Raw genomic sequence first — 22044 nt, forward strand, 5'->3', positions numbered from 1 at the left:
AAGATAGGGGGCGGGGCGCGGAAGTCAAGGGCGCCCCGCCCCGCAGGTTTTAGAACGCCTGCTTGAAGGTTGCACCAAGGGCGGCGGCTTGCTCTCCGGCGATGTGACCGGCGTCGAGGCTGTAGACGAAGCCGAGTTCGAATGCGCCCAAGGGGTTGGGCTCGAAGGCGTAGGAGATGCCGAGGTCGAGCTGGCGGCCCGAGGGGGCGAGGTTGGCGGTGACCGTGTCGTAGAGGATTTCGCCCGTGGGCGTGCGCCCGACGGGGACGTCCATGCTCATGGTGCCGGTTTCGACCCTCAAGGGCTGGGATGCGGTGAGGGTGAGGCGGTCCTCGTTCAGCCAGAGCCCGGTCGCGCGGGCGCCGATCTGGAAGCCCGAGAAGGTGGCGGTGTCGAGGCTCGACATATAGCCCGAACCTTCCGCTCCCGCGGCGATGCCGTATTCGATGCCGCCGAAAAGGGCGAGGTTTTCACCGATATCCGTCGAGGCGGCGAGGTTCAGGGCGCTGATCGCGGTTTGCTGGCTGTCGGTGAAAACATCGGAGGCCGTCATACCGAGATAGCCGCCCTGCTCGGACATCTGCGATGCGCCGATGGTCAATTCCAGCGCTTCGAAATCGAACGCGATGGCGCCGCCAACGCCGGCAAGAGCGCCGTCGGTGGTGTTGTCGTGGGTGCCGATGAAGCCGTAGTGCTCGAAATCGGCGAAGCCCATGTCGTAGCGGCCATAGATGGCGGTTGTGTCGTTGGCGAGCGAAAGGACCGAGGCGTTGGCGACGTTCTCGCTCGAAAGACCCAGCGCATCCTGGAGGTATTCCGCGCCGCCGACGGCGGTGAAGCCGAAGGCATAGCCCAGATCCTCGAAGGCGATCTCGTCGCTGGCGGCGAGGCCCCAGGCGCCGAGGCCGAGCTTATCGGTCGTGGTGGCGTCGAGGCGGGGGATGGCGGCGGACTCGGCGGTACCAGCGGTGGCGTCGCGGGTGAGGAGGGCGCCGTCGATGTAGAAATCGCCGTTGAGGGCGTCGAAGACGGCGATGTCGGTGCCGGTGAGCGCACGTTCGACGCTGTCGCCGAAGGCGCCGCCTGAGCCGAGATAGGAGGAGGAGAGGGTGTGGCGGGAGCCCGACTGAAGGTCGCGGCCGTTGACGAGGGATACGGTGCCGATGGGGCTTAGGGCGGCTTCGAGGTCGAGGACGCCCTGGCCCCAGGTTTCAGAGTAGTATTTTTCGACGCCATTGCCGAAATCGGTGATGCCGTCATTGGTGAATTCAGCGAAATCGTTGTAGGCGGATGCAAGGAGGCGCTTTGCCCATTCCTCAGGGGAAAGTGAGGGGAACGCTTCGGCAATGAGGGCGATGGAGCCGGTGACGATGGGGGCGGCGTATGAGGTGCCGGTGCCCATGGAATAGCTGGTGTTCGAGGAGCTTGAGGCCCCAACCGTGCTTCCGCTGGCGGTGATGCAGAATTGGGCGGTTTGGCCGCAAGGCGCTGAAATCAGTGCCGCGTCGGTGATGTCGAGGTTGCCATCGAGATCGAATAGGCCATTTGCGACGGTAATCCAAGCGCCTTGAAGGTCCGGCTCGAGAATGGGCAGCCCAGCCGTTGCGTCGGCGTCGTTCAGCGTGTCATCGTTCGATAGAGCCCATACGAGGACGCCGGTATTTTGGAAATTTTCAAGCGCGTCGAAATACGCCTGCCAGTCGCTGTTCGAAGAGCCGATCAGCGATGTGAGAGCGGTCGCAGCGGATGTGATGTTATTGTCCGCCATATATTCTTGGACGTCCTGCAGGAGTAGCTCATTGCCGTCGGCATCGGTGTAACCCCAGCTGTTGTTCTGCGCGACAGCGTTAAGGCTCGCTGCCTCCGCTGTGGCTTGGGCTAGAGTTCCCGGACCAACGCCGACGAGATCAGTCGACGTCAGGTGCAGGTTTGCGCCATAAGCAACGCCAACCATATCGGACGTATTGGGGTTGGCGCTGATCAGAGATGCTACATGAGTGCCGTGATCCGCGACAGCAACCGAGCCGCCATAGGCAAAGCCTGTTATCCCATCGAACGCTTCGTGGGTGGTGCGAAAACCATTGTCGACAATGGCAATGTACAGACCTGCCCCAGAAAGCCCGGCGCCATGAGCGACGTGGAGGCGAATGACCTTGTAAGCGTTTCCGTTATAGGGGCCATCCGCAAGCTCGTTGCCCACATATTCGCTCGCGGTTGGTGAGCCACCATCGTTGTTTATGAATGCATATTGGGAAGAGTTGAACCAGTTCTGCGCTTCCACGGCATCGAAGTTAGTCGCATAGGTTGAAGTAACCCAGGCGTCGGTGGCCGAATTCGAAAATGGATTGACCGGATCGGGTGCCGTAAATCCGCCGTCCCCGCCGGTACTGCCACCGCCGCCGCATGCCGCCAGTGCTAAAGCTGCGAGCGGACAGGCTACAGCCAGTCGGACCCGATGCGTATCCGGTATACGCGCGGACAAAGTCATCATGTTATCAAAGTTCCCCTGCTGTCTTTCGACCGTCACCGTGCCGGTATTGCGGAGCAGGGTGACAGTCTGGCATACGCACAAAACCGTATTAAATTTCGGTGACTTCCACGCAAGTCGGATCTTTCAAATTGGTGAATTTGTTTTTGGACCTGATTCAGGTTTGACGGAATTGAGAGGGCAAGAATGGGTATAGAAAGTCTTTTGATCTTCCTGATCGTCGGTGTGATTGCGGGCTGGATTGCCGGAAAGCTCGTGCATGGCAGCGGGTTCGGGCTCGTGGGGAACATGGTGGTCGGTGTCGTGGGGGCGGTGATCGCAGGGTGGCTGTTTCCGTTTCTGGGGGTGAGCCTGGGGACCGGATTTCTCGCCGCCGTGGTGCATTCGACCATCGGGGCGGTGATACTCCTCGTTCTGTTGCGGCTGGTGAAGGGCTGAGGCGCGCGGCAGCGCCCGACGGTTTTTCAACCTCGGTCCATGGCAATGTGAGCGGTATGCGGCGAGACGCGCCTCATACTGATTATATAGATGCGAGACGAGTCTCGCCGCGCCGTCGCGCATAGCGCTTTGGGCGTCCGCGCGCTTGAAAAGCTCCACCGGAGCTTTTCATTCGGCTACGCCGAACCGCTTCGGACTCCGGGATTTTTGGCTTGGCGTCCGCTCGGGCTGGGGCCAATCCCCGCCAGGTTTCCCCGGTGACCACAGGATCGCTGTGGCTGGCCACGGTGACGTTTGGGCCTCCGCTGGGACGACTCCCATCGGACCCGGACCGGTCCCGCCCAAACGTTCGTTGCGCCTGCGCCCATCAAAAGCGGGTCCGTGGAAAGCATCATACTTGACGTTTCGGGGGCGGGGATAAGTTTCCCGGTTTTGCTGTTTTTCCAATGTGGTGCGGTGAACATAGCAGCCCGACGGTATGCTCTCGTCTCCCTATCGCCCACAGGGCAATCGCTTGAAACCAACTTCTCCACCACCCCCTCGCCGCCCCCGACTTGATCGGGGGGCTATCAGCGCCTTGCCGACCCGGGATCGTCGTGCGATGCACGGCAGCGCCACCGACCCTTGCCGTGCCGAATGGAGAGGGCGTCGGGTGCATTGGGCGGGCAACGGGATCCTCGCGGTCTCACCATTCGATAAGCACCCGGTTCCGGGCAACGCTTTGCATCGCACTGCCAATTCGGGCGCGCAAACGCTGATGGGCCCCCGATCAAGTCGGGGGCGGCGAGGGGGTGGTGGAGGCGCCAGAGCCAGAGCCCGCCTCCATTCGGGAAGATCGCACGTCCCTTCAAGTGATAGCCCTGAAGTTGGTGCCTATGGCGCGTGACCCGAGGAGCCCTGCCGAAGGGGGCTGATGCGAAGGTCGAGCACGCCGTGCATACCTTGGTGCGCCGACGGCCCTAAAGATACCGCCGCTTCAAGTGTGCGATGAAGATCTGTGGGTCCAGAGGGCCGCCCGTGGCCTTTTCAAGGAGTTCGGGGGTCGAGAAGCGGGAGGCGTTTTGCCAGATGTTTTTGCGGCGCCAAGCGTTGAGCGTTTCGAAATGGCCCTCGGCGATCTCGTCGAGAACCGCCGGGTGGGCCTTTTCGATTGCTGCCCATTGCTGCGCCGCGATCATGGCGCCCAGCGTGTAGGAAGGGAAATAGCCGAAGGCGCCGACGGGCCAGTGGACGTCCTGCATGGGGCCGTCGGCGGGGTTATCGAGGGTTCGAAGGCCGAGATATCCGGTCATCTTGGCGTCCCAGGCCTCGGGGATATCGGCGACGTCGATCTCGCCGGTGATGAGCGCCTGTTCGAGCTCGTAGCGCAGGATGACGTGGAGGGGGTAGGTGACCTCGTCGGCGTCGACGCGGATCAGGCCCTTTTCGATCCTATTGACCGAGGCGACGACGTCCTCGATTTCCCAGCCGTCGAGCGCGGCGTCGCCCAGGTGTTTTGAGACCTGCGGCATGGCCCAGACCCAGAATTGCGGGGCGTGGGCGAGCTGGCATTCGATAAAGAGCGACTGGCTCTCGTGGATCGCCATGCCGCGCGCCTTGCCCAAGGGGAGGTGGCTCCATTGTTTGGGTAGGCCCTGCTCGTAGAGCGCGTGACCGGTTTCGTGGAGGACGCCCATCAGCGCGGAGAGGAATTCGTCGGTGCGGTAGCGGGTCGTCATGCGCACGTCGGTTGGAACGCCGCCGCAGAAGGGATGATGGGAGACGTCGAGGCGGCCATGGGTGAAATCGAAGCCGAGCGCGGACATCATCGATAGGCCGAGTTCGCGCTGATGCTCGATGGGGAAGGGGCCGGTGACGGTTTTGAGGGGGCGTTCGGCATGGCGCGCTTCCTGCGCGGCGAGGGCTTCGGGGACGAAATCGACGAGAAAATCCTTGAGCGTCTGGAAGACCGGGTCGATCTGGGCCGTGCGGTTGCCCGGGTCGTATTGCTCCATCAGAGCATCGTAAGGGGCGAGGCCGAGCGCGTCGGCGCGCATGGCGGCTTCCTCGCGGGCGAGTGCGACAACGTTTTCGAGCGCCGGGGCGAAACCCGTCCAGTCGTTCTTGGCGCGGAGATCGCGCCAGAGCTGTTCGGAGCGGATGTTGGTTTCGGTCTGGCGGCGGACGAAATCGGAGGGCAGGCAGGTGGCGTTGGTGTAAACGCGGCGGAATTCGGCGACGGCTGCGCGATGGTCGGGCTCGAGGTCTTCGGCTTCGGCGGCGGCAATGAGGTCGCCGACTTCCCGGGCGGTCGCGGTTTCGTGCATCAGGCCGGAGAGGAAAGCGAGCGCCTCGGCTCGCTTTTCACCCCCGCCCACGGGCATGTTCGTCGCCTCGTCGGCCGAGAGGATGGCGACGGCGTGGCCGATGGATTCGAGCCGTTTACCGAGGGCTTCGAGTTTGGCGAAAGACATGGGGGAGGACTCCGGGCGGGTCAGTTGCTCCGATTTAGAGCATATTTGCGGTCGAATGAAGACGGGATTTTGGTGGCGGTGGCGCATGAAATCTGCAATTTGCATGGCATTCTATTTAACTCAGTGTTCAGAATTTAAATGCCGGGCGCTTAGATCCGGGTGCAGGCTTCAGGCAACAGGGGGGCAATAATGACCAGGTTTACATTCACGATCATCGCAGCGGGGTGCGCCCTGGCGGTTTCGACACCGGCGTTTGCGGACGATTGCCGTCCGAAGACGGTGGCGCAGTTGCTCGGGCTCGAGGAGATCGAGGGGTGCTCGAGCGGGAGCGGCAATACCGAGGGGGCGGTTTCAGGGTTGCAAACCGCGCACGAGTCGTCCGGTGGGCAGTCGACATCGGCTCTTGAACACGCAAACACCGTGAGCGGCGGTGCTGTCGTGACAGCGCTTTCGGGCAATGGCGGCAGCAACGACGATGACAACTCCGGGCATGGGCACGGTGGCGACGACGAGGACGATGATCGCAGCGGGCACGGACATGGTGGCGATGACGATGATGATCGCAGCGGCCATGGCCATGGTGGTGGCAACGATGACGATGATGACGACGACCGCAGAGGTCATGGCAATGGCGACGACGATGACGACGATCGCAGAGATCATGGCAGTGGCGACGACGACGACGATGACGACGATGAAGATGACGATGAAGACGAAGACGAAGATGAGGATGAAGATGAAGACGAAGACGAAGACGACTGAGTCTGCCTTTGCGGGCTCGATCGTTTAGGACCTCATCAAAACCGAAAAGGGGCGCGGCCGGGAAAACGCCGCGCCCCTTCTCTTTTTCGGTCCGGCGGGGAAGCCGGGCCGGGAGATCCGTCGCCGCGAATTGGGGGATCGGCGGCGGATCTGGGGAAGGAAAACCTAGAGGGTCAGAATGGCAGGATCGCGTCGAGGACCTGCTGGCCGTAGCGGGGCTGCTGGACGTCGGTGATCTGGCCACGGCCGCCATAGGCGATGCGGGCCTCGGCGATCTTCGAGGAGTCGATGGTGTTGTTCGAGGCGATGTCCTCGGGGCGCACGATGCCGGCGACGATCAGGTCGCGGACCTCGAAATTGACGCGGACTTCCTGGCGGCCTTCGATCACGAGGTTGCCGTTGGGCAGAATCTGGGTGACGACGGCGGCGACCTGGGTGGTGATGCGTTCCGAGCGGTTGACCGAGCCGTTGCCGGTGTTCGAGACGCCCGACGTGGTGCCGATGGCGGCGTCGGCTTCGACTTCGGGCGCGACGCTGTTGAAGACCGAGCCGAGCACGCCGCCAACGCCCATGTCGTTGCTCGAGGACCGGGTGGATGTGGTCTGGTTGCCGATGCGGGCGCTGTCGTCGATGGTGACGTTGACGGTGAGGATATCGCCGATCCTGCGGGCGCGCTGATCAGGAAAAAAGCCGGTGGCGTCGGAGCGGAAGAGTGAGTTGGGCTGGTAGCGCGCGGGCTCGGCGGCGGGCATGGGCATGGTCACCGGCCGGTAACCGGCCTGGACCGTAGGATCGGTGATCGGGGTCAGAGGCGGCTCCTGGCCGATGCGCGCGAGACGGTCGGATGTGGCGCAGGCGGCGAGCGACGTGACGAGCAGAAGGCCTGTCGCGAGTTTGAAAAAGCGGTTCATTTTCAAGTTTCCCGTTTAGTGGACCGCGCTTCCCCAAGCGCAGTGCGATTAAGACTCAAAGGCCCGCAAGCTGCGGATTGCCGCCGGTGACAATGACCGTGCCGTTGGCGGAGGCCGTGCCCTGCAGGACTTTGTTGGTCATGGTATTGAGGACGGTGACCGGTTCGTCGAGGCTTGCGGCGTTGAGCGCCTGGCCACGCGTGGTGAGGGTCAGTGCACCCTCCTGGTAGAGGACGGTCACGTTCTGGTTGCGGCTGATCAGTTCGGGCGCGGAGATATCGTTGGGGCGCAGGACGACGCCGGCGCGGATCTGGCGCTGGAGCTGCTTGCCCACGATCTCGTCGAGCGAGACGAGGCCGGCGGTTTCGGCATAGGCCAGCGGCACCATGCGCAGTTCGACGTCGTCGGGGCCAAGGATGGTGCCTTGAGGCAGGCTGCGCTTCAAATGCGGAGCCTCGATCATGAGCTGGATCTGACCTTCGATGTCGAGCGGCCGGGAGAGGCCGGAAACGTTGATGCGAGCCGAAAAGGTCGAGGAACCGGGCATATAGCGCAGCATGGTGAGGCTCGCGGGGCGCTCCATATCGGCAGCCGTAAGGTTTGGAAGCGGGCGGTCGAGGGCGATGTCCATCGTCATATCGGAGCTCAGGATGCCCCGGTTCGAAAGGTCGGCGGCGATCAGGTCCGAAATGAGTGGCAGATCGACCGGAACGCCGGCGCGGGTGACCTTGATGGCAGTGAGGCCAGCGTTGTCGAACTCGGTGATGCCGATGCTTTCAATGGCAGCGGCTATATCGTCGATACCAAGCGTGCCGGTGGTGCCGGGCGCCGGGGCGCGGAAGATCGCGGTTTCGGCTTTGAGCCCGGCGCCCGCGAAGAGGTCGCCGACGGTAACGAGGTCGGAGGCGACCGTGACATTGCCACGCAGGACCGGGCCAGCCTGTGCGACGGTCGCGGTGACGGCGAGCGCGGCGGCGAGGGCGAGGCGTTTGAGGATAAAAGCGAGCATTTGCTGGTCCTCCTTTATTCCTAGCGGAGCTGGGCTGTGGCCTGGAGCATCTGATCGGCGCCCGAGATCACGCGCGCGTTCATCTCGTAGGCGCGCTGGGCGGCGATGAGGTCGGCCATTTCGGTGACGGCGTTGACGTTGGCGCTTTCGAGATAGCCCTGGAGAAGGTGGCCCATGCCCTCGGTGTCCGCGACGCCGATCTGGGCTTCGCCGCTGGCGGGCGTTTCGCGGAAGAGATTGTCGCCCAGCGATTCAAGGCCGGCCTTGTTGGCAAAGCGCGCGAGCTGGATCTGGCCGAGCTGAACCGGTGCTGTGCCGTCGTTGATGTAGGCCTCGACGAGGCCGTCGCGGCTGATCGAAACGGACGTCGCGTCCTGTGGGATGACGATGCCGGGCTGAACCGCATAGCCGTCCACGGTGACGAGCTGGCCGTTGGCGTCGCGCTCGAAGGTGCCGTCACGGGTGTAGGCCGTGGAGCCGTCGGGCATTTCGATCATGAAAAAGCCTTCGCCGGAGATGGCGAGGTCGAGGCTCTTTTCCGTGGGCGCTACATTGCCCTGGCTCATGATGCGCGCGGTGGCGGCGACCTTGACGCCCGAACCGACCTCGATGCCGACGGGAACCTGGGTTCCGGTATCGGAGGTCGCGGCGCCGGCGCGGCGGTAGGACTGGTAGAGAAGGTCCTGGAACTCGGCGCGCTGGCGCTTGAAGCCCGTGGTGCGCATGTTGGCAATGTTGTTGGAGAGGACTTCGACGTTGCGCTCCTGCGCGGCCATGCCCGTCGATGCGATATAGAGAGCCTGCATGTGGGTCGCTCCTTTGAAGCTTAAGCTTGTAAGTCACCCAAGCGCTGAATTGCGCTGCGGCGGAGTTCGTCCTGGCGCTGCATGAGATCGGCCAGGGAGGTATAGGCGCGGGTGACGCGGATCATTTCGGTCATCTCGGCAACGCCGGTGACGTTCGAGCGCTCGGTGGTGCCTTGCAGGACGGTCGTTGCCTGAGCCTGGGCCGGTGTGCCGCCAGCAAAGAGCGTGTCGCCCTCCCGGGTCAGTTCCTGCGGGTTGGCGAATTCGACGACGCGCAGTTGGCCCTTGAGGCCTGCGCTCGAGGAGATGGTGCCGTCTTCGGTGATCGTGATGTCGGTCTCATCGGCGGCAAAGAGGAACTGGCCGCCGCCCTGGGCCTGAACCGGGTAGCCGTTCTGGTTGACGAGGACGCCCTGGGCATTGATCTGGAGGACGCCGTTACGGGTCCAGCGTTCGCCCTCGGGCGTCTCGAGCGCGAGGAAGCCTTCGCCGGCGAGCGCCACGTCGAGCGGGTTGCCCGTCTGGACCAGCGCGCCGGGGGCGAAGTCGTGCATCGTCGCCCAGTCGTGGACGTAGCTCAATTCCTGGCTGCCGTCGGGAAAGGTCCGGTCGGAGGCAACTGGCATCACATACTCTTCAAAGAGAATGTTTTCGGCCTTGAAGCCCGTCGAATTGATGTTGGCCATGTTGTTGGCCACGACATCGAGCTGGCGCTGAAGCGCCATTTGGCGTGAAAGCCCGATCAGTTGCGCGTTCTGTAGCATTGCGCGTTTCCCCGTTTTTCATCGAGCGTCCGACTTCCCCAAGACGGGGCGCTCGACGAAAACAATGCACGCACCGTGCCAAAACAATAAATTTAATAAAATCAGGTAGTTGACTTGAATCGGATAGGAAGGGCGGGTGGGGCATAGCTGGCGCTACGGCAAAAGCTGCCGGGTAAAACCTGCCGGGTAAATGCAAATGGTAACCATTCGTTAACCACGCGAGATTTAGCTGGGACGCAAGGAAAACCCCTTATGCTCACGGGATTCGGGCCGCATTTATGACCGACGTTACCGAAAATGACGAAGACGGCGTCCAGGAAGAGGCGGCGCCCAAGAAGGGGAGAGGGCGTCTGCTGCTCATCGGAGGGGCGGTCGCCGGGCTGTTGCTTGCCGCGGGTGTGGGTGCCTTTTTCCTTATGGGAACGGGCGGTGGCCAGTCAACGTCGGTTGCGGCCTCGACCCAACAGGCTTCGGTTTTCTACGATCTGCCCGAGATCACGGTCAATCTGAATACGAATGGGCAGGCCGCCGAATTCCTAAAGGTTTCAATCGCGCTCGAGATTCAGGATGAGTCGATGATCGAGGTGATCGAGCCGCGCTTGCCGCGCGTCATGGACGCGTTTCAGGTCTATTTGCGCGAGTTGCGCCGGTCCGACCTCGAAGGCTCCGCTGGTATCTACCGGCTCAAGGAAGAATTGCAGCGGCGGATCAACCTCGCGGTCTATCCGGCGACGGTCGAGAACATCCTGTTCAAAGAAATCCTGGTGCAATAGGAGGCGGCATGTCGGACCCCGATGGCAACAGCGGATTGAGTGAAGATTGGGCCGCAATGCTTGAGGCGGAGGCCGGAGGCGGTCCGGATTCCGACGATCGGGTGCTCAATCAGGACGAAATCGACTCTCTTTTGGGTTTCGATTCGTCTGCGAGCGCGAATGTCGAGCTGTCGGGCGTTCGTGCGCTGATCAACTCGGCGCTGGTGAGCTATGAACGCCTGCCCATGCTCGAAATCGCGTTCGACCGGCTGGTACGGCTGTCGACGACGACCTTGCGCAATTTCACCTCGGACAATGTCGAGGTGTCTCTGGATTCGATCTCCTCGGTGCGGTTCGGGGACTATCTCAATTCCATCCCGTTGCCGGCGATCCTTTCGGTCATCAAGGCAGAGGAATGGGACAATTTCGGGCTTTTGACCGTCGATAGTGCGCTCATCTATTCGATGATCGACGTGCTTTTGGGGGGACGGCGCGGGCAAAGCGTGATCCGGGTCGAGGGGCGGCCCTATACGACCATCGAGATGGCGCTGGCGCGGCGGATGATCGAGCACGTGCTCGATGACATGCACAGGGCGTTCGAGCCCCTGGGGCAAGTCAATTTCAAGCTCGACCGCATGGAGACCAATCCGCGCTTCGCGGCGATTTCGCGCCCCGGGAATGCGGCGATCCTCGTCGAACTCCGGATCGATATGGACGACCGTGGCGGGAAGATCGAAATCCTTCTGCCCTACGCGACCATCGAGCCCATCCGCGAGCAATTGCTCCAGATGTATATGGGCGAGAAATTCGGGCGCGATCCCATCTGGGAAGGGCATCTGGCGACCGAGATCTATTCGGCCGACACCGAGATCGAAGCGGTTCTGCACGAACTCGACCTGCCGCTCTCGCGGGTGCTGAACCTTACCGAGGGCGAAACAATCCTTTTCGATATGAAGCCGACCGATCCTGTGACGCTCCGGTGCGGGAACATTGAACTCACCAAGGCGGTCATGGGGCATATCCACAATAACGTTTCGGTGCGCGTTACGCGGCCGCTCAACCCGCCCAAGGTCACGATGGCCGCATTCGAGGCGATGGAAGAACAGGGGGAGAAGTAGCAATGACGGGATTGCCTATGGGGCTGATCATCGAGGGGGCGGTTGCCGTTCTTCTTGCTACAACAATCGGATATTGCGTTCTGCTCAACCGGCGACTCAAGAAGCTGCATTCCGACCGGGAAGCGTTGCAACAGATGATCGGCGATCTCGTTCAGGCGACCAACATGGCCAATGGCGCGATCAAGGGGCTCAAGCAGACCGCTATCGAGACCGACGAGATGCTCAACCAGAAGCTCAACCATGCCGAGCGGTTCGCGATCGAGCTGGCCAATCACGTCAATTCGGGCCAGGCGGTGATGGATCGGATTTCCAAGATCACCGAAGCGGCTCGGGGCCGTGAACCGCAGCGGGGCGAAGGCAACCGCGCCAGGTCCGCGCTCGAAACGCTCGCCGAGCATCAGCGCCGCCGGGAGACCGCCGCGTGACATCGATCCGCCTTCTGCCCATCGTCGTTCTGGCCGCGTCGGCTCTGCTCGTTCTCAAGACAGTGGGGCTGGTGACGGGCGGTGGCTATACGCTCTCGGGCGTTCAGGTCGCCAGTGCGCAGGATGCGGCTGAGGAGGACGAAGGCGGGGATGCGGAAGGGCAGGATGCCTATAGCGCCGAGGACCTAGCTGCGGCCGAAGCCGCCGCGGCGGCCTTGTTCGAATCCACACCGGAGAGCGGTGGGGGTGAGGATATTTCGATCATGGAGAGCACCGGCGGCGGTGGCGCCGAACCGCTCGAGAACAGGGAAGAGGATACCGAGGCACTGATTCTGCAACGGCTGGCCGAGCGCCGTGCCGCGCTCGATGCGCTTGCTGCGGAGCTCGATGAACGACTGGCGGTGGTCGAAGCTGCCGAGATGCGTGTCGAGGAGCGGATGAGCGAGCTTGCGGAGGTCGAGGCGCGGATCAATGCGATGGTCGACGCGCAGGAGGCTGCGGAAGACGCACAGTTCGCCGCCGTAGTCGCCATGTACGAGGCGATGCGCCCCAAGGATGCCGCGCGGATTTTTAACGACATCGACATGAGCGTTCTGGTGGATGTCGGCCGGGCGATGAACCCGCGCAAGCTTGGCCCGATCATGGCCGAAATGATGTCCGACCGCGCGCAGGAATTGACTGTCCGGCTTGCCGGGCCGGAGGACGCGTCCGAGGCTCAGGTGGCGGAAACCGGGTTTGAGAACCTGCCCCAGATCGTGGGGGAATAATCGCGCCGCCGGAGAAGAAAAATCCCGCGCGATCCAACGCAGTTATTCTTGAGAGTATACTAAATGGCTTTAAACGATCCGGTAAGGGCATTTTAAGCGCTCGTCCTTAAGGTCTGCACTCGGGTCGCGCCGGATCGAACATGCCGGGGCGATGCAGGTTCATCAGCGCATCCGGGGCGCGAAAGCAGAAACGCTTTCGCCGGATCGGCGCCAGCGCGGCAGGGCAGAACGCTTTTGACGACGTTTATCAAGGGCATTAAAGCGTTTACGCGCGTCCGGGCGACGGCGTGTGCCGTTGTTGCTTGCCTTGCGCTTTTCCTCGTATTTTCCACCGGTCCCGCGTGGGCGCAGGAGGACGTGACCATCGAAGCGCAGCGCTTCGAGAATTACGGCCGGATCATCATCACCTTTCCCGACCGGTTCACGCTGCCCGAGCACAATGTCACGAGCGAGAACGGGGTTCTGGTTGTCGAATTCGACGCGGCGATGGATGCCGTTGTGCCCGATTTCGGGACGGTGCTCGGCGAATACGTCGCCATTGCGCGGGTGGATCCGGACAAAAGAGCATTCCGCATGGGGCTGCGTGGCCCCTTGCAGATCAATACGATCGTTGCAGGTGAGCAGCTTTATGTCGATCTTCTGCCCGAGAATTGGGTAGGGCTGCCCCCGAGCCTGCCCGAGGACGTCGTCGCGCGGTTGGCAGAACGTGCGGAACGGGCCGAGGAACTCGCGGCGCAGCGGCAGCGGGCGCAGCTCGTGGCGGAATACAACCCGACCGCGACAGTCCGCGTGGGCCGGCATCCGACCTTTACGCGGATCGTTTTCGACTGGAATGTCGGTACGAGCGCGGAATTTGCGCGCGATGAAGCGGGCAATGGAAAAATCGTGTTCGATTGGCCCGTACCGATCGACCTTTATGAAATCCTCGCCGACATGCCTTCCGAACTTGCCGGGGTCGAGAACGCGGTGAGCCCGGCGGGGAGCGCTGTTTCGTTCGAACTGGCTGAGGAAACCGGAATGCGGTTTTACTCCGAAAGTCCGACGGTTTTCGTTCTGGATATCGACCATCCAGACATTCCGCCCGCCGGGATCGATCTTGCGAGTCTCGATCTTGCAGCCGAGGACGAACATGTCAGTGGCACGACCGATGCGCAAACCCCGGATGTCGAGGACGAGGTCGCAGGCAATGTCGAGACGGTGGACGAGATTACGCCTTTCGTGACCCAGGTGGGGACGACCGAGCGGATCGTCTTCCCGTTTCCCTCGGACGTGCCGGCGGCTGTTTTCAAGCGCGGATACACGGTCTGGCTGATTTTCGACACGGAGGTGCGGATCAATGCGCCGGAAGACCGGACCGCGGCGCAATCGGGGGCGCTGGTCGATGCGTTTTCCGTCCAGGCTGCCGGCAATGCGCAGGTCGTCAGGCTTGCGCTCGACGAGGACAGGCTGGCAACCATCGGGTCGGAGGGGCGATCATGGGTACTTTCGTTGGGCGACGTTTTGCTCAACGCGACTGAAGCATTGACGCTCGAGCGGCGGATGACCGACACCGGGCTTTACGAAATCACGGCCGATCTGGGCAAGCCGGCGCATGTGCATGAGTTGCGCGATCCGGATGTGGGGGACGTCCTGGAGGTCGTGACGGCGTATCCGCCCGCCAGGGGCATCGTGCGTAATCTCGATTATGTCGATTTCTCCGCGCCACGGACAGTCCATGGGCTGGTGGTGCGGCCTTTGCACGAGCAGGTCGAGGTTCGGATCGAGAACAATCTGGCCGTCGTTTCGGCGGTCGACGGGCTGATGGTATCGCCTGCAGACGAGCTGCGCTACCGCACGCCGGCGGAAAACCGGAGGGCGGCGCTCGATCTTATCGAACTGGTTGCGGAGACACCGGACCAGTTTTTTGCCCGGCGCGACGACATCATGAACATTGTCGTCGAGGCCGAGGGCAACGCGCTCGATCGGGCGCGGCTCGAACTGGCACAGTTCTACTTGGCCAACGGTCTGGCGTACGAAGCCCTCGGCGTCCTGTCGGTGCTGAACGGCGATCTGCGCCTTCGGGATATCGAGCCGGTGGCGATGATGGCCGAAGCGGCGGCCAACGTCGCCGCACACAGGCCCGAGGCGGCAATGGATATCCTCGATGCGAGTATTCTGTCGGATCAGGCCGATGCCATGGTCTGGCGTGCGATCGCGCGCGCCGAATTGGGCGATTATGCCGGTGCGCGGCTCGATGCGCTGGGGGCGAAATCGGTCATCGGGCTTTATCCACGCTGGGTGCGGACGCGGTTCCATCTCGCCGCGGCGCGGGCGGCGATCGAGCGTGAGGACGAGGACAACGCCGCGGCTTTCCTGGGGAATATCGAAATGGGCATGCTCGCGCGGCCGCAGCTTGCGGAATATGAGCTGCTGGGCGGGATGCTGGACGAGCTCGGCGGGCTTCATACCGAGGCGCTGGAAAGCTACGGGCGCGTCCTCAATATCGACAACCGGCCGACGACCGCGGAGGCGGTGCTGCGGACGATCAGGCTGCTCGACGAAATGGAGCGGCTGGACGTCGCACGGGCTGTCGATACGCTTTCAGTACAGGCGACGCTCTGGCGGGGCGACCGGGTCGAACTGGCGATCATCGAAACGCTCACGGATTTGCAGTACCGCAACGGCGATTATCGCGAGGCGCTGGACGCGACGCGTCAGGCGGCGGGGATTTTCGACGATACCACGGCGGTTTCGGGACTTGTCGAGCGGGCGCGAACTGCGTTTGCCGGGCTGTTCCTGAATGGGGAGGCGGACCGGCTCGATCCCGTTTCGGCGCTGAGCATCTATTACGATTTCCGCCATCTCACGCCGCCGGGCAGCGAAGGGGACCTCATGATCCGCAACCTGGCGCAGCGGCTCATCAAGGTGGATCTGCTCGATCAGGCATCGGAGCTTTTGCAATATCAGATCGATCATCGGCTCGAAGGCGCGGCGCGGGCTCAGGTCGCTGCGGATCTGGCGGTGGTTTACGTTGCCAATCGCCAGCCGGGCGCGGCGCTTCAGGTCCTGGGCGAGACGCGGATCGCAGGACTTCCACCGACCCTCGAACGGCAACGCAGGGTGCTCGAAGCGCGCGCACTCATCGATGCGAACCGGAACGATCTGGCGCTGGACCTGCTTTCGGGCGTGACAGGGCGGGACACAGAACTCCTGCGCATCGAAGCGCTATGGAACAGCGAGCACTACAGCCAGGCGTCGGAGTTGATCGAACTGCTCTATGCGCCCGATCTCGAAGACGGTCAGTTGAGCCCGGTGGCGCGAACGCAGATCGTCAAGGCGGCGGTGGGCTACGTGCTCGCGCGCGATCAGCTTAGCCTTTCGCGGCTGCGCGGGCGGTATTCGGAGGCGATGTCGCGGGCGCCCGAATGGGCGATGTTCGACTATGTCACCTCGACGGTGGAGCCGGCCGGCAGTGAATTCCGCGAAGTTGCCCGGGAGGTTGCGGGGGTGGATTCGCTCAACGCGTTCCTCAATGCCTATCGGCAGACTTATGCGGTGCAGGACGCGATTACGCCGTTGAAGGCGGCGCAGGCAGGGGTTTAGGCAATCGGATGAAGCGATTGCCTGGCGACGAGCCTGCTTTACGCTTTTGCGCCAGAGGCTTGCGCGCCAATAGCTCCCCCACTCCGTCATCCTCGCGCTTGACGCGAGGATCTGCAAGCTCTCTACGTCCCGAGCAGGGGCTGGGGGCAGGGAATTTGCGGTTGCGCGGTGTGCGCCCGACTTCTGCTGGGGAGCGGGCTGCGCTGCGGGTCCTCGCGTCAAGCGCGAGGATGACGGTGTGGGGGGCAGGGGTGGTACATCCAGCAATACCGCACACCGTAGGCAAACGCTTCACCCGATCGCCCTGAGGCGGGGGGTAGTGGCATTGAATTCAGGACCACTTCGTGCCTAATTTGTGCCGAAGGATGGTGTGGCGATGCGAACAACCCTTGCTATAGACGACGACCTTCTGGCCAAAGCGCGCGATTTGACGGGGCTCAACGAGAAGTCGGCGCTGGTTCGTGAAGGACTGAAGGCGTTGATCGCACGAGAGAGCGCGAGGCGTCTGGCGCGTCTTGGGGCACCGAGCCGCAGTTGACCGGCCCTCTTCGTTCACCTTCCTGCGCTTCCCTCCTCAACCGCTAAAACTCCTGATCAGCGAGCCCGCGACGAGGTGCCAGCCGTCCACGAGGACGAAGAAGATCAGCTTGAAGGGCAAAGAGATGATGACCGGGGGGAGCATCATCATGCCCATGCTCATCAGGACCGAAGCGACGACCATGTCGATGACGACGAAGGGCAGGAAGAGCAAAAAGCCGATCTCGAAGGCGCGGCGGAGTTCGGAGATCATGAAGGCCGGGATGAGGATGCGCAGTTCGAGCTCTTCTGGCGCTTCAGGGGGCTCGGTGCCGGTCAGGTCCATAAAGAGCATGACGTCGCGCTCGCGCACATGGGCACGCATGAATTCGTGCAGCGGGACGGCCCCGCGCTCGATGGCCTCGTTGATCTCGATGTCTCCGGCAATGAGCGGTGCGATGCCCTGGTCGTAGCTCTGCTGCAGGGTAGGGGCCATGATGAAGGCGGTCAGGAACAGCGCCAGCGAGATCATGACCGAGTTCGGCGGGGCCGTCTGCAGACCGATGGCCGTGCGCAGAAGCGAGAGGACGACGACGATCCGCGTGAAGCTCGTGACCATCACGAGGATCGACGGGGCGAGCGACAATAGGGTGATGAGCGCGATGAGCTGAACCGCGCGCTCGGTCAGTGTGGTCTCGTCGCCGAAATCTATGGAGATGTCCTGCGCGAACCCGGCGGCGGGGATGAGGACGAGTAGCCCCAGTGCGAACGCCGGGAGGATGAAACGGCGCAGCGCCGCGGCAGGCCGGAAGGTTCGGCCGTTCGACGTGTTACCGGTTCTTGGCGCCGTCCTCGGCGAATTCCCCATGTGCAGGCTCAGCTTCCTTGTGCAGCCGGTCGTCTTCGGTGACGGTCGGCTCTGATCCGGTTTTAGCTGAGTCGGGAGCGGCAGGGACCGCATTGTCCGGGTTTCCACTGTCCAGTTGTGGCTCGTCGGTCTCGCGGACACGCAGAAGGCCCGTATGGCGAAGGGAACGCGACGGCATTCTGCCGCCGATGGCGCGCAGTTGCGCGACGGTCTTGCCCGCCGTCTCGCTGGCTCCAGCGGGGATTTCGGACTCTGTGTTGCCGTTGCGCTGGAGGCGCGGAGGGCGCTGCATGGCGGGTTGCGCCGGTGGCTCGATACCGGTTTCGACGACGAGGTCGTTGGGTCCGCCCGTGATGATCAGATGCTCGACATTGTCGCGGCGGATCAGCATGGCCTGGCGTTTCTGGTCGAGCGTGATCGTATCGACCAGCATCAGGCGGCGGTTGCGGTTGCGCCCAACCGAACGGGAGGCGTCGCCAAGAAGCTTGATGAGCCACACGCCCAGAACGATCAGAACGATCACAATCCCCAACGCGAGGATCGCGGTAAGGTAATTGTTCTCGAAGCCAAGCAAATTGGCCAGGGTGTCCAAGAGCGTTCTCCTCGGCGTCGTTAAGAATTGTGCCAGTTTCTGCCGGTCCGGTCCGCGGAATCATGCGGCAAGTCTTGCCTAGCATAATCGCTACTGCGGCCAAAATGCGAATGCGCACTCCATATGGTTAACTCCTTGTTAACCACCAGGCAGGCAGGATTTGCCTAGTAGATTCACGTATAGGCGCTTCCCGGAGCACGATCACCATGGCCATGGGCGACCTGCCGATCTTTGCCGCACTCAAGGACCGGATGCAATGGCATCAAACCCGCCAGACGCTTCTGGCGGAGAACGTCGCCAATGCCGAGACGCCTGGATATCGCGGGCGGGACCTGGCGCCTTACACGTTCGATCAGGAACTTGAGGGGGCGCGGGTTTCCGTTGCAACGCAGACGACCAGCCCGCGGCATATTTCGGTCGGCGGTTCACGCGCCGACGCGTTCGGGGCGCGAGAGCTCAACAACTTCGAGGTCATGCCCCGAGGCAACGGTGTAACGCTCGAAGAAGAAATGATGAAAGTCACCACCAACCAGATGGATTACCAGGCCGCGACGACGCTCTATTCGCGTTCAATGCGGCTGTTGCGTATCGCGCTGGGCAAGTCCGCTTAAAGGTAGGGCGCAATGAACGATTTTATGGATTCAATAAAGGTCGCCGCGAGCGGGCTTTCGGCGCAGACGGCTCGTATGCGGGTGATCGCCGAGAACATGGCGAACGCCGACTCGGCGGGGAATACGCCGGGGGAAGACCCGTATCGGCGCAAGATTCCCACCTTTCACGCCATGCTTAACGACGACCTCGACGCTTATGAAGTGCGCGTGGGGCGCCTTTCCTATGATATGAGCGATTTTTCAACACGGTACGAGCCCGGCCATCCGGCAGCTGACGAGAACGGGTATGTGAAGTACCCGAACGTCAACCCGCTGATTGAAACCATGGATATGCGCGAGGCACAGCGCACCTATGAAGCCAATCTCAACGTCGTTTCCGTTTCCCGGCAGATGCTGGGGCGGACGCTCGATATTCTGCGCGGGTAAGGGATAAGAAGAAGATGTCTACACCATTTTCCGCAGCAACGAATGCGTATGGGAATATCTCGCGGCTTGTTTCCGATCAGGCTTCGGGCAAGGCGCCGTTGCAGCAGACCGAAGCCCCCGGTGCCGATTTCGGGCAGCTTCTGGCCGATCAACTCCAGAACGTGGTCGAAGCGGGCAAGGCGTCCGATCAGGCGAGCATGGATATGGTCAACGGCAAGTCCAGCGTGGTCGACGTGGTGACCGCACTCGCGGAGACCGAATCCACGATGGAGACCATGGTGACCGTGCGCGACCGGGTGATCTCGGCGTACGAAGAAATCATGCGGATGCCGATTTAGCGTGTTCTTCGGCCCGACTGAAACATTGCACCCTTCTCCTCCGTCATCACCCGGCTTGTCCGGGTGATCCAGAGCAGCCCCGGCACTGGGTACAAACGGGGCAGGGTCTCCCGCGCGCTGGATAGCGCGCTGCTGGATCACCCGAATAAATCGGGTGATGACGGGGGTGGGTGTGGTGGGTAGCGATCCAATATGAACGGATTGCACTCCAGGGTGTAAACTTGTCTAAACGATTCGCAACCGAACGGCAGGAGTCGGCGCCATGAGCGGAGCAGAAGTGCTCGACATTGCCCGGGAGGGGATCTGGGTGCTGATTATCATCTCGGCCCCGATGATGATTGTGGGGCTGGTCGTCGGCGTCATCATCGCGCTCTTTCAGGCGCTGACGCAAATTCAGGAAATGACGCTGGTGTTCGTGCCCAAGATCCTTGCGATCTTCGTCACGCTGCTGATCGCCCTGCCGTTCATGGGGGCAACCATGGCCGGGTACATGAACCGGATCGCCGATATGATCATTTTCGGCGGGTAAGGGCGGTCATGACGATCACGTGGGGCCCCGAGGTCGCTTACTACTTCTTTCTGCTCTTTGCGCGGTTGGGTACGATTTTGATGCTGTTGCCCGCGCTCGGCGAACAGACGATCCCGGCGCGGATGCGGTTGACCTTCGCGTTGGTGTTCACCTTCGTGCTCTATCCGCTCGTGGTGCCTTCTATTGGCCCGATGCCGGGAAATCTTGCAGGTCTTGCAGTGGCTTACGGGCACGAATTGGCAGTTGGATTCATTATCGGCGGGTTGATTCGACTGCTTTTGACCGCCGCGCAGGTGGCCGGTGCCGTGATCGCCTATCAGATGGGTCTGTCGATGGCGCAGACGGCGGATCCGACGCAGGGCGGAGTGCAGGGGGCGATCGTGGGTAATTTCCTCGCCTTTACCGGCGTTACGCTGATCTTTGCGACCGACATGCACCATATGCTGCTCGCGGGGGTTTATGAGAGCTATGCCTATTTTCCACCCGATGCGCCGCTGATGCTGGGCGATGCGGCGGATATGGCCGTGCGGTTCATCTCCGGCGCCTTCGTCGTGGGGGTGCAGATGGCTGCGCCGCTTCTCGTGTTCGGGCTGGTTTTCTATCTGGGGCTTGGGATTCTGGGGCGGCTGATGCCGCAGATCCAGGTGTTCTTCATGGCCATGCCAGCCAATATCATCGTGGGACTCGTGCTGTTCGCCGTGCTTCTGGGGCTCATCATGGGCTGGTACATGACCTATCTCGAAGCCAATTTCGCTTTGTTCAGAGGCTAGGGATGAGCGACCAGCCTGAACAAAGCGAAAAGACAGAAGACCCTTCCCAGAAACGGCTTGAGGACGCGCATAAGAAGGGCGACGTGGCCAAGAGCCAGGAGGTGACGACCTGGTTCATGATCATGGGCTCGGCGCTGGTTTTCGCCTTCGTTGCGCCGATAACCGCCGCTTCGGTAACCGAAGGTCTCAAGGGGATCATGGAGCATTCCGACCAACTGGACGTTGGCGGGCCGGGGTTCGGGCAGGTGATGCAGACGATCACCGTGGTGATCCTCGGGGCGCTGCTGATCCCCATGGCGCTGATGGCAGTGTTCGGGATCGCGGGGAACATGGTGCAGCACCGGATGGTGTTCTCGGTCGATCCGATCAAGCCCAAATTTTCGAAGGTTTCACCGGTTTCGGGCTTCAAGCGGCTGTTTTCGACCGAGGCCCTCGTCAATTTCGCCAAGGGGCTGTTCAAGCTCGTCGTCTTTTCGACGGTGATGTTTCTCGTCGTCTGGCCGCACCGGGACAATCTCGAGACCATGGTGCGGGCGGACCCCGTCGTTATCCTCGAATTTTTCCAGGAGATCGGCATCCAGCTTTTCATCGCGACGTTGATCACGATCACCATCGTGGCGCTTCTGGACTACATGTATATGCGTCACAAATGGTGGAAGCGGCAGATGATGACGCTCAAGGAGGTCAAGGACGAATACAAGCAGATGGAGGGCGACCCGCACGTCAAGGGCCGCATCCGGCAGGTCCGGCTGGAGCGCTCACGCAAGCGGATGATGGCGGCGGTGCCCGACTCCACGGTGGTGGTGACCAACCCGACGCACTTCGCCGTGGCGCTCAAATACGACCGGTCCATGCCGGCACCCGAGGTGGTAGCCAAGGGCGTCGATGCGATCGCGCTGCGGATCCGGGGGCTGGCGAAGGACCATGACGTTCCTATCGTCGAAAACCCGCCGTTGGCCCGCGCGCTCTATGCCGGCGCGGAGGTGGGCGAGCAGATCCCGGCGGAGCACTTCAAGGCGGTGGCGCAGATCATCGGGTATGTTATGCGCCTGAAATCGCGGAAGGGGTGGCAGCGTTCGTAGTGCCAAATGCGTGGCGCGGGTACGCGTTGGCTGTTAA

At 62.2% G+C, this 22044-nt stretch carries 22 protein-coding genes; 14 read left to right on the forward strand and 8 right to left on the reverse strand.

What is annotated here, in order from left to right; genetic code table 11:
• Nucleotides 1-49 precede the first annotated feature (49 nt).
• Nucleotides 50-2491 (reverse strand): S8 family peptidase, encoded by a 2442-nt coding sequence (locus LG281_RS00070; RefSeq protein WP_404403220.1) that lies wholly within the window; start codon nucleotides 2489-2491, stop codon nucleotides 50-52.
• Nucleotides 2492-2674: 183 nt separating this feature from the next.
• Here LG281_RS00070 and LG281_RS00075 point away from each other — a divergent pair, with 183 nt between their 5' ends.
• A complete protein-coding gene (locus LG281_RS00075) occupies nucleotides 2675-2926 on the forward strand; it encodes a GlsB/YeaQ/YmgE family stress response membrane protein (RefSeq protein WP_404403221.1) in 252 nt (83 codons plus the stop codon).
• Between the two features lie 959 nt (nucleotides 2927-3885).
• On the opposite strand, the gene LG281_RS00080 is transcribed toward LG281_RS00075, so the two are convergent.
• The gene (locus LG281_RS00080; RefSeq protein WP_404403222.1) at nucleotides 3886-5379 is read right to left on the reverse strand and encodes a carboxypeptidase M32; all 1494 of its coding nucleotides are present in this window, start codon (nucleotides 5377-5379) and stop codon (nucleotides 3886-3888) included.
• 189 nt (nucleotides 5380-5568) lie between these two features.
• On the opposite strand from LG281_RS00080, the gene LG281_RS00085 reads away from it, so the two are divergent.
• Complete coding sequence (locus LG281_RS00085; RefSeq protein WP_404403223.1) at nucleotides 5569-6141, forward strand: hypothetical protein; 573 nt, start codon at nucleotides 5569-5571, stop codon at nucleotides 6139-6141.
• A gap of 173 nt (nucleotides 6142-6314) precedes the next feature.
• Here the strand turns inward: LG281_RS00085 and flgH are convergent, their stop codons facing one another.
• From flgH to flgF, 4 genes are read right to left on the reverse strand one after another with little or no spacing between them, the layout of a single operon-like run.
• The gene (gene flgH, locus LG281_RS00090; protein WP_404403224.1) at nucleotides 6315-7052 is read right to left on the reverse strand and encodes a flagellar basal body L-ring protein FlgH; all 738 of its coding nucleotides are present in this window, start codon (nucleotides 7050-7052) and stop codon (nucleotides 6315-6317) included.
• Nucleotides 7053-7107: 55 nt separating this feature from the next.
• Nucleotides 7108-8061, reverse strand: a complete 954-nt coding sequence (gene flgA, locus LG281_RS00095; RefSeq protein WP_404403225.1) for a flagellar basal body P-ring formation chaperone FlgA — start codon at nucleotides 8059-8061, stop codon at nucleotides 7108-7110.
• A 20-nt stretch (nucleotides 8062-8081) separates the two neighbouring features.
• A complete protein-coding gene (gene flgG, locus LG281_RS00100; RefSeq protein ID WP_404403226.1) occupies nucleotides 8082-8867 on the reverse strand; it encodes a flagellar basal-body rod protein FlgG in 786 nt (261 codons plus the stop codon).
• 20 nt (nucleotides 8868-8887) lie between these two features.
• Nucleotides 8888-9631, reverse strand: coding sequence for a flagellar basal-body rod protein FlgF (gene flgF, locus LG281_RS00105; RefSeq protein ID WP_404403227.1), 744 nt, complete (start codon nucleotides 9629-9631; stop codon nucleotides 8888-8890).
• A gap of 278 nt (nucleotides 9632-9909) precedes the next feature.
• Here flgF and LG281_RS00110 point away from each other — a divergent pair, with 278 nt between their 5' ends.
• The 6 genes from LG281_RS00110 to LG281_RS00135 all read left to right on the forward strand — a co-directional run bounded on the left by LG281_RS00110 (nucleotide 9910) and on the right by LG281_RS00135 (nucleotide 16813).
• Nucleotides 9910-10404, forward strand: a complete 495-nt coding sequence (locus LG281_RS00110; RefSeq protein ID WP_404403228.1) for a flagellar basal body-associated FliL family protein — start codon at nucleotides 9910-9912, stop codon at nucleotides 10402-10404.
• Between the two features lie 8 nt (nucleotides 10405-10412).
• Complete coding sequence (fliM, locus tag LG281_RS00115) at nucleotides 10413-11501, forward strand: flagellar motor switch protein FliM (protein WP_404403229.1); 1089 nt, start codon at nucleotides 10413-10415, stop codon at nucleotides 11499-11501.
• A gap of 2 nt (nucleotides 11502-11503) precedes the next feature.
• Entirely contained in the window at nucleotides 11504-11926 is a 423-nt protein-coding gene (locus tag LG281_RS00120; protein ID WP_404403230.1) for a DUF6468 domain-containing protein, read from the forward strand.
• Nucleotides 11923-12693, forward strand: coding sequence for a MotE family protein (locus LG281_RS00125; RefSeq protein WP_404403231.1), 771 nt, complete (start codon nucleotides 11923-11925; stop codon nucleotides 12691-12693). The genes LG281_RS00120 and LG281_RS00125 overlap by 4 nt, the downstream gene beginning before the upstream one ends.
• Nucleotides 12694-12927: 234 nt before the next feature.
• Nucleotides 12928-16275 (forward strand): hypothetical protein, encoded by a 3348-nt coding sequence (locus LG281_RS00130; protein ID WP_404403232.1) that lies wholly within the window; start codon nucleotides 12928-12930, stop codon nucleotides 16273-16275.
• A gap of 376 nt (nucleotides 16276-16651) precedes the next feature.
• A complete protein-coding gene (locus tag LG281_RS00135) occupies nucleotides 16652-16813 on the forward strand; it encodes a type II toxin-antitoxin system VapB family antitoxin (RefSeq protein WP_404403233.1) in 162 nt (53 codons plus the stop codon).
• 36 nt (nucleotides 16814-16849) lie between these two features.
• On the opposite strand, the gene fliP is transcribed toward LG281_RS00135, so the two are convergent.
• Nucleotides 16850-17659: a flagellar type III secretion system pore protein FliP gene (fliP, locus tag LG281_RS00140; protein ID WP_404403234.1), complete on the reverse strand. Its 810-nt coding sequence runs from the start codon at nucleotides 17657-17659 to the stop codon at nucleotides 16850-16852.
• Nucleotides 17622-18251, reverse strand: a complete 630-nt coding sequence (locus tag LG281_RS00145) for a hypothetical protein (protein WP_404403235.1) — start codon at nucleotides 18249-18251, stop codon at nucleotides 17622-17624. Before LG281_RS00145 ends, fliP begins: the two co-directional genes overlap by 38 nt.
• A gap of 206 nt (nucleotides 18252-18457) precedes the next feature.
• Between LG281_RS00145 and flgB the strand changes: the two genes are divergently transcribed.
• From flgB to flhB, 6 genes are all read left to right on the forward strand, one after another.
• Nucleotides 18458-18862, forward strand: coding sequence for a flagellar basal body rod protein FlgB (flgB, locus tag LG281_RS00150; protein WP_404403236.1), 405 nt, complete (start codon nucleotides 18458-18460; stop codon nucleotides 18860-18862).
• A 24-nt stretch (nucleotides 18863-18886) separates the two neighbouring features.
• Nucleotides 18887-19288, forward strand: coding sequence for a flagellar basal body rod protein FlgC (gene flgC / locus LG281_RS00155; RefSeq protein WP_404403237.1), 402 nt, complete (start codon nucleotides 18887-18889; stop codon nucleotides 19286-19288).
• 14 nt (nucleotides 19289-19302) lie between these two features.
• Nucleotides 19303-19626: a flagellar hook-basal body complex protein FliE gene (locus tag LG281_RS00160; RefSeq protein WP_404403238.1), complete on the forward strand. Its 324-nt coding sequence runs from the start codon at nucleotides 19303-19305 to the stop codon at nucleotides 19624-19626.
• Nucleotides 19627-19888: 262 nt separating this feature from the next.
• Nucleotides 19889-20155: a flagellar biosynthesis protein FliQ gene (fliQ, locus tag LG281_RS00165; RefSeq protein ID WP_404403239.1), complete on the forward strand. Its 267-nt coding sequence runs from the start codon at nucleotides 19889-19891 to the stop codon at nucleotides 20153-20155.
• 8 nt (nucleotides 20156-20163) lie between these two features.
• Nucleotides 20164-20925: a flagellar biosynthetic protein FliR gene (gene fliR, locus LG281_RS00170; protein WP_404403240.1), complete on the forward strand. Its 762-nt coding sequence runs from the start codon at nucleotides 20164-20166 to the stop codon at nucleotides 20923-20925.
• Nucleotides 20926-20927: 2 nt separating this feature from the next.
• Nucleotides 20928-22007 (forward strand): flagellar biosynthesis protein FlhB, encoded by a 1080-nt coding sequence (flhB, locus tag LG281_RS00175; RefSeq protein ID WP_404403241.1) that lies wholly within the window; start codon nucleotides 20928-20930, stop codon nucleotides 22005-22007.
• Nucleotides 22008-22044 lie beyond the last annotated feature (37 nt).

It is taken from the genome of Pelagibacterium halotolerans (assembly GCF_044811015.1).
GTDB lineage: Bacteria > Pseudomonadota > Alphaproteobacteria > Rhizobiales > Devosiaceae > Pelagibacterium > Pelagibacterium halotolerans_A.

Excerpts from the sequence above, each read along its gene's own strand:
- LG281_RS00070 (WP_404403220.1), bottom strand. The coding sequence starts at position 2,491 with ATGATGACTTTGTCCGCGCGTATACCGGATACGCATCGGGTCCGACTG.
- LG281_RS00075 (WP_404403221.1), top strand. The coding sequence starts at position 2,675 with ATGGGTATAGAAAGTCTTTTGATCTTCCTGATCGTCGGTGTGATTGCG.
- LG281_RS00080 (WP_404403222.1), bottom strand. The coding sequence starts at position 5,379 with ATGTCTTTCGCCAAACTCGAAGCCCTCGGTAAACGGCTCGAATCCATC.
- LG281_RS00085 (WP_404403223.1), top strand. The coding sequence starts at position 5,569 with ATGACCAGGTTTACATTCACGATCATCGCAGCGGGGTGCGCCCTGGCG.
- flgH (WP_404403224.1), bottom strand. The coding sequence starts at position 7,052 with ATGAACCGCTTTTTCAAACTCGCGACAGGCCTTCTGCTCGTCACGTCG.
- flgA (WP_404403225.1), bottom strand. The coding sequence starts at position 8,061 with ATGCTCGCTTTTATCCTCAAACGCCTCGCCCTCGCCGCCGCGCTCGCC.
- flgG (WP_404403226.1), bottom strand. The coding sequence starts at position 8,867 with ATGCAGGCTCTCTATATCGCATCGACGGGCATGGCCGCGCAGGAGCGC.
- flgF (WP_404403227.1), bottom strand. The coding sequence starts at position 9,631 with ATGCTACAGAACGCGCAACTGATCGGGCTTTCACGCCAAATGGCGCTT.
- LG281_RS00110 (WP_404403228.1), top strand. The coding sequence starts at position 9,910 with ATGACCGACGTTACCGAAAATGACGAAGACGGCGTCCAGGAAGAGGCG.
- fliM (WP_404403229.1), top strand. The coding sequence starts at position 10,413 with ATGTCGGACCCCGATGGCAACAGCGGATTGAGTGAAGATTGGGCCGCA.
- LG281_RS00120 (WP_404403230.1), top strand. The coding sequence starts at position 11,504 with ATGACGGGATTGCCTATGGGGCTGATCATCGAGGGGGCGGTTGCCGTT.
- LG281_RS00135 (WP_404403233.1), top strand. The coding sequence starts at position 16,652 with ATGCGAACAACCCTTGCTATAGACGACGACCTTCTGGCCAAAGCGCGC.
- fliP (WP_404403234.1), bottom strand. The coding sequence starts at position 17,659 with ATGGGGAATTCGCCGAGGACGGCGCCAAGAACCGGTAACACGTCGAAC.
- flgB (WP_404403236.1), top strand. The coding sequence starts at position 18,458 with ATGGCCATGGGCGACCTGCCGATCTTTGCCGCACTCAAGGACCGGATG.
- flgC (WP_404403237.1), top strand. The coding sequence starts at position 18,887 with ATGGATTCAATAAAGGTCGCCGCGAGCGGGCTTTCGGCGCAGACGGCT.
- LG281_RS00160 (WP_404403238.1), top strand. The coding sequence starts at position 19,303 with ATGTCTACACCATTTTCCGCAGCAACGAATGCGTATGGGAATATCTCG.
- fliQ (WP_404403239.1), top strand. The coding sequence starts at position 19,889 with ATGAGCGGAGCAGAAGTGCTCGACATTGCCCGGGAGGGGATCTGGGTG.
- fliR (WP_404403240.1), top strand. The coding sequence starts at position 20,164 with ATGACGATCACGTGGGGCCCCGAGGTCGCTTACTACTTCTTTCTGCTC.
- flhB (WP_404403241.1), top strand. The coding sequence starts at position 20,928 with ATGAGCGACCAGCCTGAACAAAGCGAAAAGACAGAAGACCCTTCCCAG.